This is a genomic window from Nonomuraea turcica (assembly GCF_030718205.1).
In the GTDB taxonomy this organism is placed as follows: Bacteria; Actinomycetota; Actinomycetes; order Streptosporangiales; family Streptosporangiaceae; genus Nonomuraea.
The window spans coordinates 195,148-209,511 of sequence record NZ_JAUZQF010000018.1; the positions used below are offsets into that span (position 1 = coordinate 195,148).

General features: G+C 70.2%; 13 protein-coding genes. 9 read left to right on the forward strand and 4 right to left on the reverse strand.

Annotated elements, in window-relative coordinates; all coding sequences use genetic code 11:
- The first annotated feature begins 83 nt into the window (after positions 1-83).
- Positions 84-2,372, forward strand: a complete 2,289-nt coding sequence (locus tag Q9G87_RS39400; protein WP_371825891.1) for a RelA/SpoT family protein — start codon at positions 84-86, stop codon at positions 2,370-2,372.
- Positions 2,373-2,581: 209 nt separating this feature from the next.
- Here the strand turns inward: Q9G87_RS39400 and Q9G87_RS39405 are convergent, their stop codons facing one another.
- The 3 genes from Q9G87_RS39405 to Q9G87_RS39415 form a co-directional block, all read right to left on the reverse strand.
- Positions 2,582-3,673 carry a cupin domain-containing protein gene (locus Q9G87_RS39405; protein WP_305921679.1) on the reverse strand — a complete coding sequence of 364 codons (1,092 nt, stop codon included), beginning with the start codon at positions 3,671-3,673 and terminating at the stop codon, positions 2,582-2,584.
- Between the two features lie 69 nt (positions 3,674-3,742).
- Positions 3,743-4,972 carry a DUF349 domain-containing protein gene (locus Q9G87_RS39410; RefSeq protein ID WP_305921680.1) on the reverse strand — a complete coding sequence of 410 codons (1,230 nt, stop codon included), beginning with the start codon at positions 4,970-4,972 and terminating at the stop codon, positions 3,743-3,745.
- Positions 4,973-5,034: 62 nt separating this feature from the next.
- A complete protein-coding gene (locus Q9G87_RS39415) occupies positions 5,035-5,910 on the reverse strand; it encodes a peptidylprolyl isomerase (RefSeq protein WP_371825892.1) in 876 nt (291 codons plus the stop codon).
- A 138-nt stretch (positions 5,911-6,048) separates the two neighbouring features.
- Between Q9G87_RS39415 and Q9G87_RS39420 the strand changes: the two genes are divergently transcribed.
- The 3 genes from Q9G87_RS39420 to aspS are packed head-to-tail and all read left to right on the forward strand — an operon-like array spanning position 6,049 to position 9,733.
- Positions 6,049-6,729, forward strand: a complete 681-nt coding sequence (locus Q9G87_RS39420; RefSeq protein WP_305921682.1) for an MBL fold metallo-hydrolase — start codon at positions 6,049-6,051, stop codon at positions 6,727-6,729.
- Positions 6,729-7,991: a histidine--tRNA ligase gene (hisS, locus tag Q9G87_RS39425; RefSeq protein WP_305921683.1), complete on the forward strand. Its 1,263-nt coding sequence runs from the start codon at positions 6,729-6,731 to the stop codon at positions 7,989-7,991. Before Q9G87_RS39420 ends, hisS begins: the two co-directional genes overlap by 1 nt.
- Positions 7,988-9,733: an aspartate--tRNA ligase gene (gene aspS / locus Q9G87_RS39430; RefSeq protein WP_305921684.1), complete on the forward strand. Its 1,746-nt coding sequence runs from the start codon at positions 7,988-7,990 to the stop codon at positions 9,731-9,733. The genes hisS and aspS overlap by 4 nt, the downstream gene beginning before the upstream one ends.
- A 74-nt stretch (positions 9,734-9,807) precedes the next feature.
- On the opposite strand, the gene Q9G87_RS39435 is transcribed toward aspS, so the two are convergent.
- Positions 9,808-10,713 (reverse strand): peptidylprolyl isomerase, encoded by a 906-nt coding sequence (locus Q9G87_RS39435; protein WP_305921685.1) that lies wholly within the window; start codon positions 10,711-10,713, stop codon positions 9,808-9,810.
- Positions 10,714-10,881: 168 nt separating this feature from the next.
- Here Q9G87_RS39435 and Q9G87_RS39440 point away from each other — a divergent pair, with 168 nt between their 5' ends.
- The 5 genes from Q9G87_RS39440 to Q9G87_RS39460 all read left to right on the forward strand — a co-directional run bounded on the left by Q9G87_RS39440 (position 10,882) and on the right by Q9G87_RS39460 (position 14,347).
- Entirely contained in the window at positions 10,882-11,364 is a 483-nt protein-coding gene (locus tag Q9G87_RS39440) for a DUF2231 domain-containing protein (RefSeq protein ID WP_305921686.1), read from the forward strand.
- 69 nt (positions 11,365-11,433) lie between these two features.
- Positions 11,434-12,684: a replication-associated recombination protein A gene (locus Q9G87_RS39445; RefSeq protein ID WP_327591068.1), complete on the forward strand. Its 1,251-nt coding sequence runs from the start codon at positions 11,434-11,436 to the stop codon at positions 12,682-12,684.
- A gap of 44 nt (positions 12,685-12,728) precedes the next feature.
- Positions 12,729-13,655: an oxygenase MpaB family protein gene (locus Q9G87_RS39450; protein WP_305921688.1), complete on the forward strand. Its 927-nt coding sequence runs from the start codon at positions 12,729-12,731 to the stop codon at positions 13,653-13,655.
- Positions 13,656-13,739: 84 nt separating this feature from the next.
- A complete protein-coding gene (locus tag Q9G87_RS39455; RefSeq protein WP_305921689.1) occupies positions 13,740-14,120 on the forward strand; it encodes a DUF948 domain-containing protein in 381 nt (126 codons plus the stop codon).
- Positions 14,117-14,347, forward strand: a complete 231-nt coding sequence (locus tag Q9G87_RS39460; protein WP_305921690.1) for a hypothetical protein — start codon at positions 14,117-14,119, stop codon at positions 14,345-14,347. Before Q9G87_RS39455 ends, Q9G87_RS39460 begins: the two co-directional genes overlap by 4 nt.
- Positions 14,348-14,364: the final 17 nt, after the last annotated feature.

Genomic DNA, 14,364 nt, shown 5'->3' on the forward strand with positions numbered 1-14,364 from the left:
TTTGCCACCTGGATACACTGGGGGATCTGGACTCGAACGTGAGGAGCCAAATCGCGTGAGGAGTCATTGCGGGAGGAGTCTGTGTGCCCCGTGACGCGGTCGTGCCCGACGTAACCGACTCCGGCAGTGCCGAGCCGAGCGGCGTGCCGGCAACGCGCCGGCGGCGGTTTGGGGGTGGGGCCATGAACCCGGTGCTGGAGCCGCTGTTCCGCACGGTCCGCGCCACCCACCCCAAGGCCGACCTGCGCGTGATCGAGCGTGCCTACGACGTCGCCGCCTACCACCACCGCGACCAGAAGCGGAAGTCCGGCGACCCGTACATCACGCATCCGCTCGCCGTGGCCACCATCCTCGCCGAGCTCGGCACCGACGACGAGACGTTGTGCGCGGCGCTGCTGCACGACACCGTCGAGGACACCGCCTACAGCCTCGACGAGCTGCGCGGCGACTTCGGTGAGACGATCGCGTCCCTGGTCGACGGCGTCACCAAGCTGGACAAGGTGAAGTTCGGCGACGCCGCGCAGGCCGAGACCGTACGCAAGATGGTGGTCGCGATGGCGCGCGACATCCGCGTGCTGATCATCAAGTTGGCCGACCGGCTGCACAACATGCGCACCATGCGCTACCTGCCCGAGCACAAACGGCACCAGAAGTCCCGCGAGACCCTGGAGATCTTCGCGCCGCTGGCCCACCGCCTGGGCATGAATACGATCAAGTGGGAGCTCGAGGACCTCGCCTTCGCCATGCTCTACCCCAAGCGCTACGACGAGATCGCGCGCATGGTGTCGGAGCGGGCGCCGCGCAGGGACCTGTTCCTGCAGGAGGTCATCGAGAAGGTCTCCGGCGACCTGCGCGAGGCGAAGATCCGCGCGGTGGTCAAGGGCCGGCCGAAGCACTACTACTCGGTCTACCAGAAGATGATCGCGCGTGACGTGGCGTTCGACGACATCTACGACCTGGTGGGCATCCGCGTCCTGGTCGACACCGTGCGCGACTGCTACGCGGCGCTCGGGACCATCCACGCCCGGTGGAACCCGGTGCCCGGGCGGTTCAAGGACTACATCGCGATGCCCAAGTTCAACATGTACCAGTCGCTGCACACGACGGTGATCGGTCCCGAGGGCAAGCCGGTGGAGCTGCAGATCCGCACCCACGCGATGCACCACAGGGCCGAGTACGGCGTGGCCGCGCACTGGAAGTACAAGGAGGAGGTCGGCGGCTCGGGCCCTCCCGGCAAGGTCAAGCCGGGCAGCGACATGGCCTGGCTGCGCCAGCTCCTCGACTGGCAGAAGGAGACCTCCGACCCGGGCGAGTTCCTGGATTCGCTGCGCTTCGACCTGTCGGTCTCCGAGGTCTACGTGTTCACCCCGAAGGGGCAGGTCATCGCGCTGCCCGAGGGGGCCACTCCCGTCGACTTCGCCTACGCCGTGCACACCGAGGTGGGCCACCGCTGCATCGGGGCCCGCGTCAACGGGCGGCTGGTGCCGCTGGAGTCGCGGCTGGGCAACGGTGACACCGTTGAGATCTTCACCTCCAAGTCGCCGGACGCCGGGCCGTCGCGCGACTGGCTGAAGTTCGTCAAGTCGGGCCGGGCCCGCAACAAGATCCGGCAGTGGTTCTCCAAGGAGCGCCGCGAGACCGCGATCGAGGCGGGCAAGGAGGCCATCGGCCGCGCCATGCGCAAGCAGGGACTGCCGCTGCAGCGGCTGATGTCCGGCGAGGCGCTGCTGGCCCTGGCCCGCGACCTGCGCTACCCCGACGTGTCGGCGCTGTACGCGGCCGTGGGGGAGGGGCACATCGCGGCGCAGGCCGTCGTGCAGAAGCTCGTGGCCTCGATCGGCGGCGTCGACAGCGCCGAGGAGGACATCGCCGAGACCGCCCTGCCGACCCGGCTGCGCGGCCGCCCCCGGGGCGGCGGCGCGGGCGTCGTGGTGGCGGGGGACGCCGACGTGTGGGTGCGTCTGTCGAAGTGCTGCACCCCGGTGCCCGGTGACGAGATCGTCGGATTCGTCACCCGCGGGCACGGCGTGTCCGTGCACCGGGGCGACTGCACCAACGTGCAGCAGCTCAAGTCGCAGCCGGACCGGCTGGTGGAGGTCAGCTGGTCGCCGAGCGACGACAGCGTCTTCCTGGTGGCCATCCAGGTGGAGGCGCTGGATCGGCCGCGCCTGCTGTCCGACGTCACCCGGACGCTGTCGGACCAGCACGTCAACATCCTGAGCGCTTCGGTGACGACGTCGCGGGACCGGGTGGCGATCAGCAAGTTCACGTTCGAGATGGGGGACCCGAAGCACCTGGGGCACGTCCTGAAGGCCGTGCGCAGCATCCAGGGGGTCTTCGACGTCTACCGGGTCAGCGGGGCCGGCAGCTGACCGACGGCCCTCGGGTGCCCCTCGCGGCCTCGGCGGGCGCGGGTGGGCCCACTCTGGACCGCTGCGTTGGCAGGGCGCCGTGGGCGCTGCTGCGTGGTGCCGGCCGATGCTGCCACCGGATCACCGTGCTGCCGATCAGGGCATTCGGGGGCTGGACGTCCATCCGGGGCGCCGGCCGCCGAGCCGCCGGACCGGGCCGTGCCCGCGGGTCAGCGGGGGCGGAGGTCGGGGAGGTTGACGACGATGGCCTCCTGGGTGCTGCGGGCGATCACGACGACCGCCTCCTGAGCCGGGTCCGGGTTCTCCTCGCGATGAGGCACGTACGGCGGGACGAAGACGTAGTCGCCGGGCTTGGTCTCCAGCCGCACCTCCCGCGCCCCCTCCAGGAACACGAACGACGGCGTGCCGCTGACCACGTAGATCGCCGTCTCCGACGCCCCATGGTGGTGATCGGAGGACCGGGTGGCGGGCGCGACGTGCGTCTGCCCCATCCACAACCGCGCCGACCCGGCGGTGGCCCCGCTGATGGCCGCCAGCCGCCGCATGCCCGAGCTCTGCGCCGTGTCGCCCGAGAGCCCTTCTGCGGGCACGTGACGTAGCGGCCGGTGAAACGGGTCCCCCTCGGCCCGATAGCCCTCCCAGAGCCGCCCTCCCGCCCCCTCAAGCACGTCTGAGGCCACGGCGGCCAGCCGTGCCGGGTCGTCGTGCGCGGCGAGTAGCTCGGCGGCCAGGTCCGGGTCGTGCGCGCGCAGCTCGCGCAGCAGCCACTTGCCGCTGCCCTGCCACCTGCGCCCGAACCCCAGCGCCATCCTGGCCGTCTCCTGCACCACCTGCCACCGGATGAACGTCTGCTCGCCCGGATCGATCGCCCCCGACAGGTCGTCCAGAAGGTCGGAGAGCGCGTATCTGGCCCGCTCGGCCTCTGTGTCCGTCAACCCGCCAGGACCGGCCGCCAGGCGCTCGCTCAGGGCCGTCTGGAGGTCGCTGGCCCGGCCGCTGGTCCGGTCGGTCAGCACCGCGCCCTCGGCGCACATGCGCGCCAGGGTCGGCTGGCGCCGGTCGAAGTCCTTGTCGAGGTAGGCGTGCAGGCTGGTCTCGCTGTGCACGAACAGCTCGACCGGCCACCCGCGCCAGCGCAGCGACTCGCGATAGGGGACGGGCAGGCCGTCGAGCACCACGACGACGTCCAGGTCCGAGGTGCTGGTGCGCTGCTCGGTGAGCACGCTGCCGCCGACGAAGGCGTACAGGGCCCCCGGGAACATCTCCTCGACGAGAGCGCGAGCGACGCTGACGGGATCCATGGCGCAAGCCTAGATCGCAGGCCGCTCCGCGTGCCGCCCGATTCCCCACGATCGGGCGGGAAGGCGACGTCAGCTGAACTCGGCCAGCGTCCGCTCGGCCTCCTCGAGCCAGGAGCGGCGGGCCACCAGGGCTTCCTCGGCCTCCTTGACGTCCTTGGCGCGCCCGGCCGCCTGCGCCTTGGCCAGCCGCTTCTCCAGCTGCTCGATCGAGGTGCGCAGCTGGTCGACCGTGCTCTGCGCGCGGGCCCTGGCCTCAGGGTTGGAACGCTTCCACTCGGCGTCCTCGGCCTTGCGCACGGCCTCGTCGACCTTGCGCAGCCCGCCCTCGAGCCGGTCGCGCTGCTCGCGCGGCACCGGGCCCGCGGCCTCCCATCGCTCCAGGATATGCCGTAGCGCGCCCCGGGCCGTACGTACGTCGGTGACCGGAAGGATCTTCTCCGCCTCGGCCAGGAGCTCCTCCTTGACCTGCGCGTTGGCCGCCAGCGAGGCGTCCCGCTCGGCGAAGACCGCCGACCGGGCCTGGAAGAACTGGTCCTGCGCGGCTTTGAAGCGGGCCCACAGCTCGTCCTCGGCCTCCCTCGAGGCCCGCCCTGCGCTCTTCCACTGCTGCATCAGCTCGCGGTAGACGGCCGCGGTCTGGCCCCAGTCGGTGGAGTCCGCGAGCGCCTCGGCCTCGGCGACGATGCGCTCCTTGGCCGCGCGGATGCCCTCGCGCTGCTCGTCCAGCCCCGCGAAGTATTGCTTGCGCCGCTTGGCGAACGCCGTGCGGGCGGCCGACAGCCGCTTCCACAGCGCCGCCTCGGTGACCCTGTCGATGCGGTCGGCGGCCTTCCACTCCTCGACCAGCTGGCGCAGCCGCTCGCCGCCCGACTTCCAGTGGGTGGTCTCGTCGGCGATCCGCTCGGCCTCGCCGACGATGCGCTCCTTGACCGCCCTGGCCTCGGCGCGCGCGTGCTCACGGGCCGCCTTGACCTCCTCGCGGCGCTGGGCGACCAGCTCCGTCAGGCCGTCCAGGCGGGTGGTCAGCGCGGCCAGGTCGCCGATGGCGTGGGCGTCCGCGACGGCCTCGCGCAGCTTGGCGATGCTGGCCTCGGCCTGCGCCGGTGCCAGATCCGTGCCCCGCACCCGCTGCTCGAGCAGCTGAACCTGGCCCGCCAGCTCGTCGTACTTGCGATGGAAGTAGGCCAGTGCCTCTTCGGGTTCACCGGCCTGCCAGGAGCCGACGGCCCGCTCTCCCTCAGCCGTACGCACGTAGACGGTGCCGTCGTCGTCTACCCGGCCCCACGGGTCGGTGCTCACCGTGTCCTCCCGCACTATCCATCAGACCCTTCGGGACTACTTCGTCCCTAGTTTGTATTACGTCAGCTCTTGCCGGCGATTGTCACGTCTTTGATTTCGACGGATTGCTTCGGTGCTCCCGTCCCGTCCCCCATGTCGGCGATGACGCCTGCTTTGCTTACCTTGTCCAGGATGTCGAGCCCCTTGGTGATCGTACCCACCGGCGTGTAAAGCGGGTCGAGTTGGATGTCTCCGAAAACGAGGAAGAACTGGCTTCCCGTGCTGCCCGGCGCCTGCGTTTTGGCCATCGCCATCACACCGCGCTTGTACTGGGCACCCTGCAGGTTCTCCTCGGCCAAGACGTAGCCGGGGCCGCCCGAGCCGTCCTGGCTCTTGCCGTCGGCCTTGGCGGTCGGGTCGCCGCACTGCAGCATCGGGAACTTGTCGCTGCCGAGCCGGTGGCACTTGCTGCCGTCGTAGTACTTCTTCTTCGCCAGGAATTCCAGCGAGTTGGTCGTGCAGGGCGCCTTGGCGTTGTTGAGCTCGACCACGATGTCGCCCTGGTTGGTCTTGAACGTCATCGTCTTCGCGGCGGGCGTGGTCTTGACGCTCTTCGGCGGCATGCCGACGTCCTTGACCTGCCCGCCGGCGGTGTCCTTGACGTAGTCGCAGGTGCCGGTCGCCGCGTCGTACGGCTTCGGCCCCGTGCTCGCGCTCGGCGCCGCCGTGGCGGTGTCGGCGGCCGACGCCGAGGGCGTGGCGGCCGCTTCCGTGGTTTGATCACCGCCGCCCAGCAGGGCGACCGCCGCCACGATGCCGCCGACCACGATCACCACGCCCACAGTGGAGCCGATGATCGCCGTGCGCTTGGCCTTCTGCTCGCGCTCGACACGGCGCTGCATCTGCCGCTCGTAGTGCTCACGTGCCAGCTGCTTCTGCCGGTCCTTCCCCGTGGCCACCGCTTTGCCTCCCATAGTCAATCAACTGAGGTGGGCGAATCGTATCGGCCAATGGGTAATGATTCGCAGCCCGGCGACCCGCACCGGTACCCTTCGGTTACATTCCCATTGGCTTTTCGACGAGATCACCTGAGGCAGATGCTCATCGCCGGCTTCCCCGCAGGGGCCTTCCAGACCAATTGTTACGTCGTCGCGCCTGCCGCCGGTGAGGAGTGCGTCATCGTCGATCCAGGTCAGGACGCGACCGAAGGCGTCGACGAGCTGCTGCGCGAGCACCGGCTCAAGCCGGTCGCGGTCCTGCTCACCCACGGCCACCTCGACCACGTCTGGTCGGTCGCCCCGGTCTGCGGCGCGCGCGACGTCCCCGCGTGGATCCACCCCGAGGACCGCCACCTGCTGAGCGACCCGGCCGCGGGCTGGTCCGGCACGAGCGCCTCGCTGTTCGGCGACCTCACGCTGAGCGAGCCCGACGATGTGCGCGAGCTGACCGACGGCGCGGTCCTCAAGCTGGCCGGCCTCGAGCTCGCGGTGGACCACACGCCCGGCCATACCAGGGGGTCGGTGAGCTTCCGGCTGCCCGATGACGAGGTCATGTTCTCGGGCGACCTGCTGTTCGCCGGCTCCATCGGACGCTCTGACCTGCCCGGGGGCGATTACCCGACGATCCTGCGCAGCCTGGCTGCCAAGTGCCTGCCGCTGCCTGACGATACGGTCGTCCTGCCGGGCCACGGACCACAGACCACGATCGGCCGCGAGCGCGCTACCAACCCATACTTGAAAGAAGCAGCGCCGCACGCCGGTCCCACACGAGGGATCTAATGAGCTTCCAAGCACCCAAAGGCACCTTCGATTGGCTGCCACCCCGCTCCGAGCGGATTCTGGCCGTCCGCGAGGCGCTGGCCGCTCCGCTGCGCCGGGCGGGATATGGCTACATCGAGACGCCTGTCTTCGAAGACACCCAGTTGTTCGCCAGGGGCGTAGGCGAGTCGACGGACATCGTCTCCAAGGAGATGTACACCTTTCCCGACAAGGCAGGCCGCTCCCTGACCTTGCGCCCCGAGGGCACGGCTTCGGTCGTGCGGGCCGTGTTGCAGCACAACCTGCACAACGGGCAGCTCCCGGTCAAGCTGTGGTATTCCGGGAGCCAGTTCCGCTACGAGCGTGCCCAGAAGGGCCGCTACCGCCACTTCTGGCAAGTGGGAGCGGAGGCGCTCGGCTCGGAGGACCCGGCGCTCGACGCCGAGCTGATCGTGCTGGGGGCCCGCGGCTTCGCCTCGCTCGGGCTCACGGGCGTCCGGCTGCTGCTCAACTCGCTGGGCGACAAGACCTGCCGCCCGGCCTACCGGGCCGCGCTGCAGGAGTTCCTGCGCGGGCTCGACCTCGACGAGGACACCCGGGCCCGCATCGAGATCAATCCGCTGCGGGTGCTCGACGACAAGCGGCCCGAGGTGCGGGCGCAGCTCGACGGGGCGCCGCTGGTCGTCGATCACCTGTGCGCCTCCTGCACTGCGTACCACGAGGAGGTGCGGGCGCTGCTGCGGGCGTCCGGGGTGGCGTTCGAAGACGACCCGCGGCTGGTGCGCGGGCTTGACTACTACACCCGCACCACGTTCGAGTTCGTGCACGACGGGCTCGGCTCGCAGTCGGCCGTCGGCGGCGGCGGCCGCTACGACGGGCTCAGCGAGATGCTCGACGGGCCGCCGCTGCCCAGCGTCGGCTGGGCGCTCGGCGTGGACCGCACGTTCCTCGCCATGGAGGCCGAGGGCCTGCTCGGCGACGAGGCGGCGCAGGCGCGCGTGCAGGTGTACGGTGTCCCGCTGGGCGACGACGCCCGCCGCCGGATGTTCCTGCTCGTCAGCGAACTGCGCGAGGCGGGCGTCAGCGCCGACATGGCTTTCGGCGGCAAGGGGCTCAAGGGCGCCATGAAGGGCGCCGACCGTTCGGGCGCCGCGTTCGCGCTGATCCTGGGCGAGCGCGACCTGGCCGCCAAGGCCGTGCAAGTGAAAGACCTGACCACCGCTGACCAGACCGAGGTGCCCTTGACCGAGGTCGTCGAATTCTTGAAAGGGAAAGTGCAGTGATCCGCACGCATACGGCCGGGTCGCTCCGCGAGGAGCACGCCGGGCAGCAGGTGACGCTCGCGGGATGGGTGGCCCGCCGCCGCGACCATGGCGGCGTGGTCTTCATCGACCTGCGTGACGCCTCCGGCTCGGCGCAGGTGGTCTTCCGCGAGGAGGACCACGCCCACGACCTGCGCGCCGAATACTGCGTGAAGGTCGTCGGCGCGGTCCGCCTGCGCCCCGAGGGCAACGAAAACCCCGACCTGCCCACCGGCAGGATCGAGGTCGTGGCCGACACGGTGGAGGTGCTGAGCGAGTCGGCGCCGCTGCCGTTCCCGATCGAGGGCAACGTGGGCGTCTCGGAGGAGGCGCGGCTAAAATACCGCTACCTCGACATCCGCCGCCAGCAGGTGGCCACCGCGATGCGCACCCGCTCCAAGGCCACCTACCTCGCCAACGAGGTCATGCACGAGCTCGGCTTCGTCTACGTCGAGACGCCGACGCTGACCCGCTCCACCCCCGAGGGCGCGCGCGACTTCCTCGTGCCGGTGCGCCTGCAGCCCGGCAGTTGGTATGCCCTGCCGCAGTCGCCCCAGCTGTTCAAGCAGCTGCTGCAGGTGGGCGGGCTCGAGCGTTACTACCAGCTCGCCAAGTGCTACCGCGACGAGGACCTGCGGGCCGACCGGCAGCCGGAGTTCACCCAGATCGACGTCGAGATGTCCTTCGTGGACCAGGAGGACGTCATCGAGGTCGGCGAGAAGCTGATCGGCCGGCTGTGGAAGGAGATCGCCGGCTACGAGCTGCCGACGCCGCTGCCGCGCATGACGTACGCCGACGCCATGGCCCGCTACGGCTCCGACAAGCCCGACCTGCGCTTCGGCCAGGAGCTGGTCGAGATGACCGCCTACTTCGCGAACACGTCGTTCCGCGTCTTCCAGGCCGAATACGTCGGCGCGGTCGTCATGCCGGGCGGCGCCTCGCAGACCCGCAAGGAGCTCGACGGCTGGCAGGAGTGGGCCCGCTCGCGCGGCGCCAAGGGCCTGGCCTACGTGCTCGTGCAGGAGGACGGCACGCTCGGCGGCCCGGTGGCCAAAAACCTGTCCGAGGAGGAGGCCGGCGGGCTAGCGGCCAAGGTCGGCGCCAACCCGGGTGACGCGATCTTCTTCGCGGCCGGCCCCCGGCACTCCTCCCGCGACCTGCTCGGCGCCGCCCGCCTGGAGATCGGCCGGCGCTGCGACCTGATCGACGAGTCGGCGTGGTCGTTCCTGTGGGTCGTCGACGCCCCCATGTTCGAGCCGGTGCACGACGAGGTGGGCCGCGAGATCGGCTGGACGGCCGTGCACCACCCGTTCACCGGTCCCAAGCCGGAGTGGGCCGACAACTTCCAGGACCACCCGGGCGAGGCCCTCGCCTACGCCTACGACATGGTGTGCAACGGCATGGAGATCGGCGGCGGCTCGATCCGTATCCACCGGGCCGAGATGCAGCAGCGCGTCTTCGACGTGCTCGGCATCTCCAAGGAGGAGGCCGAGAGCAAGTTCGGCTTCCTGCTCGAGGCGTTCAAGTACGGCCCGCCGCCGCACGGCGGCATCGCCTACGGCTGGGACCGGATCTGCATGCTGCTGTCCGGCGGCGACTCGATCCGCGACGTGATCGCCTTCCCGAAGACGGCCTCCGGCTTCGACCCGCTCACCGCCGCGCCCACGCCGATCACGGCCGACCAGCGCAAGGAGGCGGGCGTCGACGCCCAGCCCAAGGCCTGAACGACTGCCGCTCAAGGCGTGAACGCAAGAACGGCAGGCGCCCGCGTTGCGGGGGCCTGCCGTTCTTGTGTCTCCTACTTGACCGTGACGCTCTTGATCAGGATCGGCGTCTTCGGGGCGGTGGAGCCGCCGTCGCCGGTGATGTCGTCCTCGTTGACGGTGACGCCGTCCTTGGCGACCTTCTCGATGATCTCCAGGCCGGACTTCACCATGCCCAGCACCGAATACTGCGGCTCGATCTGCGCGTTCTCGTCCGACATCGAGATGGCGAACTGGCTGCTGTTCTGGCCGGCCGCGTCCTGAGGCTGGGTCAGGAACACCACACCCCTGGTGTACGGCACCACGCCCACGGCCTCGTCGCCGAACACGTACCCCGCGGTGCCCAGGCCGTCCGTCGGGTTCTTGCCGTCCGCCTTGGCCTGAGGGTCGCCGCACTGCAGCAGGAACAGACCGGTCGTCTCCGGCGTCGCGAGGCGGTGGCACTTGGTGTTGTCGTAGAACTTCTTCTTGGCCAGGAACGCCATGGAGTTCACCGAGCACGGGGTGGCGTTCGCGTCCACGTCGATGACGATGTCACCGTGGTTGGTCTTGATCGTCATCGTGCTGAGCTTCAGGTTGGGCTTCTTGCCGGGCATCCCCACGTACTTGTTCGGAACCGAGTCGTCCCGCTTGTACGTGCACGACACCGAGCCCGCCTTCTTCGGCGGCGCGGTGCTCGGAAGCTCTGTCGGCGCGGGGGCGGAGGCGGAGGCCGACGCGGACGCCGAGGGCGTGCTCGCCGCCGAGGCCGCCTCACCGCCGTCCTTGCTGACCAACGTGGTCGCGGCGAAGATGCCGCCCGCCACCACTACGACGGCCACGCCCGCGCCGATGAAGGTGTTCCGCCTCGCCTTGGAGGACTGGTCGGCCGCGGCGCGCTCCTTCTGCCGCTCCTTGTGCTCCCGCGCCAGCTCGCTCTTGCGGTCGTCGTCGCCGCTCACCGCTTGTCTCCTTCATCTTTGCCGTCACATGACCAAACAACTCCGCGCATGCTACCGGCCTCCGATATGTGCCGGACGTAAGTGGCGAAAGCCGTGATGTGCGACTTGTGAGGTCGCGAACCATATGGTGCTCACATTCGTAGTTGAAATGAGCACTAAGGAGCCCCCATGTTCGACCAGATCCTGGGCCTCCCGGCCCACCCCCTGATCATCCACTTCGCCGTCGTGCTGACCCCGCTCCTCGTCGTCGTGGCCGCCGTCTACGCGCTGCTGCCGCGCTGGCGGCCGTACATGGCCTGGGCCGTCGTCCTGCTCTCCCTGGTGGCGCCGGCGGCCGTCTACGCGGCCAAGGAGAGCGGCGAGAGCCTCAAGGCGGCCCGCTTCGCCACCGCCGGCGGCGAGGTGGGCGCCCGCATCTCCACCCACCAGAGCTTCGCCAACCCCTTGCTGCTGTCGGTGCTCGGGCTCGCCGCCGCCGCCCTGCTGCTGGTGTACGCCACCCGCCCGGCCCGCGACTCCGTGGGCGGCGACCGGTTCGGCCGCGCCGCGACGCTGATCCTGTCGGGACTGACGCTGGCGCTGGCCGCGGTGGCCGGCTACTTCGTCTTCCTGGCCGGTGACTCCGGAGCGAGAGCCGTGTGGGGAGTGTAATCTCGCGTTGTGGAGAGCCTGTTCGATTCGGCGGCTGAGGAGGCCACCCCGCAGCCCCTCGCGGTGCGCATGCGCCCGCGCACGCTCGACGAGGTGATCGGCCAGCGGCACCTGCTCGGCCAGGGCACCCCGCTGCGGCGCCTGGTCGAGAGCGAGGCTCCCATGTCGCTGTTCCTATGGGGCCCGCCGGGCACCGGCAAGACCACGCTCGCCTACGTCGTCTCCAACGTCACCAAGCGCCGCTTCGTCGAGGTCTCGGCCGTGTCCGCCGGCGTCAAGGACGTGCGGGCCGCCATCGACAACGCCCGCCGCGAGCTGGGCATGACCGGGCGCCAGACCGTGCTGTTCGTGGACGAGGTGCACCGCTTCAACAAGGCACAGCAGGACGCCCTGCTGCCCGCCGTGGAAAACCGCTGGGTCACCTTCATCGGGGCGACCACCGAAAACCCGTTCTTCTCGGTCATCTCGCCGCTGCTGTCGCGCTCGCTGCTGCTGACGCTGGAGTCCCTGTCCGAGGACGACATCCGCGTGGTGCTGGAGCGGGCCGTCGCCGACCCGCGCGGCCTGGACGGCCGCGTCACCCTCGCGCCCGAGGCCCTGGAGCATCTCGTACGCCTGGCGGGCGGAGACGCGCGCCGGTCGCTGACCTACCTCGAGGCGGCGGCGCTGCTGGCCGACGACGTCACGGTCGAGGTCGTGGAGAAGGCCGTCGACAAGGCGGCCGTACGCTACGACCGGCAGGGCGACCAGCACTACGACGTGATCAGCGCGTTCATCAAGTCGATGCGCGGCTCGGACGCCGACGCCGCACTCCACTATCTGGCCCGCATGATCGAAGCGGGCGAGGACCCGCGCTTCATCGCCCGCCGCATCGTCATCTTCGCCTCCGAGGACGTCGGCATGGCCGACCCCACCTGCCTGCAGACCGCCGTCGCCGCCGCCCAGGCCGTGCAGCTCATCGGCCTGCCCGAGGGGCAGATCAACCTGGCGCACGCCGTCATCCACTGCGCCCTGGCCCCCAAGTCCAACGCCGTCGTCAAGGCCATCGGGGCCGCGATCGGCGACGTGCGCCGCGGCCTGATCGGCCAGGTGCCCGGCCACCTGCGCGACGCCCACTACCCGGGGGCCGCCAAGCTTGGCCACGGGGACGGCTACAAATACCCGCATGACTTCGACCACGGGCTCGTCCGCCAGGACTACGCGCCCGAGCAGGTCCGCGAGCGCCGCTACTACGAGCCGACCCGGCACGGGGCCGAGGCCCCGGTCGCCGACCGCTGGGCCAAGATCCGCGACTTCCTGCGCGCAAAGCCGGACGCATAGGTGAAAGCCGTACTAAACAGCTGTTCACGGGGAATCACCACCGTGTGAAGGCGACCGTTACCTCCGGTGGCGGCCTGTTCGGCCCCACGTCGATCACCTGGCGCATCCACACCGAGCCGCTCGCCTGGCCGGCGGTGCTGCGCGCCTTCCAGTTGCAGGCCCTGCATCCCCGCACCATCCGCGGCATCGCCCAGAACTGTCTGCTCGACGACCCCGAGGTGGCCCGCGAACGGCTGCGGCGGCAGCTCGCCTACCTCACCATGCGCACGTTCGGCACCCGCGAGCAGGCCGAGCAGGCCGCCGAGCGGGTGCGCCGCGTGCACGCCCGCCTCATCGGCCTCGACACCGACACCGGCACTCTGTTCCGGGTGGACGACGAGGAGAACCTGCGGTGGGTCCACTGCGTGGAGACCTCCTCGCACCTGGAGGTGGCTCTGCGCGCCGGCGTGCCGCTCACCGGCGCGGAGGCCGACGCCTATGTGGCCGAGCAGCGGCGCAGCGCGAGTCTCGTCGGGCTGCGGGACGTGCCGGGCGACGTGGCGGAGCTGCACGATTACCTCGAGGGCATGCGCCCGTACCTATCGGCCACCGACGAGGCGCGCGACGCGCTGCGCCGCAGCCTCAGCCCGCAACTGTCGTTGCGCCTGCTGTGGCCATGGTCGCGCTCGCACGGGGCTCCGCTGGTCACGCAAGCTGCCGCTCTCCGCCCCAGGCTCGCCGCGCTGTGTTTATGGTCGCGCTCGCTGCCCGCCGCGGGCGCCCTCGCCTTCGCCACACTGCCCGCGTGGGCCAAGGAGATGTACGGCTGTCACGCGGGCAAGGCCACCGAGTACGCGGCCGGCACGGCGCTCAAGGCGTTGCGCGTGGCGGCGGCCGCCCTGCCGGAACGGCTGGTCGCGCCGGAGATCAGGGCGGCCCGCGGCCTCATGCGGGCGCTCGCGCGCGCGCCGGGCGCGGACGTGGCGGCCTGAGGCGGCTCGTCGTCCTCACCGATGTTGTCGCTCGGACGCGATAGGGTCGTGCCGTTCCGGCCCAGCGCACGAGGGAGAGAGCGGATGCTTACCGCTGGAGAGGTCGCCGGGCTGATCGCGGCCACGGGCTGGATCGTCCTGGTCTGCGTTCTCGCCATGGTGCTCGTCAAGCTCGCCAGGCTGCTCACGGAGACCACCAAGGCGGTCTCCGACCTCAACAACCGCCTCACGCCGCTGCTGGACGACCTGAGCGTCACGGTCAGCGAGACCAACAGGCAGCTGATCGCCGTCGAGGCCATCGCCGAGGACGTCAAGCAGGTCAGCGGCCACGCGGCCAAGCTCAGCGCGGTGACGCAGACGGTCTTCACCGGGCCGCTGATCAAGGTGTCGTCGCTGACCTACGGCGTGCGGCGCGCCATCGAGGCCCGCCGGCCGCGCAGAGCCGTGCCGAGGCGGACGCGATGATCAGAAGGCTGTTCTACCTGTCGCTCGGCGCGTTCCTCGCCATGTGGGTGATGCGCAGGCTGCAAGCGCTCCATCCCAACCATGTCATCCACAGGACTGCGGACGGTGCGGCAGGCATGCTCCGGCAGGTGAGAGACTTTACCTCTGACGCGCTAGGCGAGGCCGCCGAGCGCGAAACCGAGTTGCGGGCACGCTTCGGGCTCGACAACGCTGAAGACAACAACTGACTAAACGCAAAGGATGG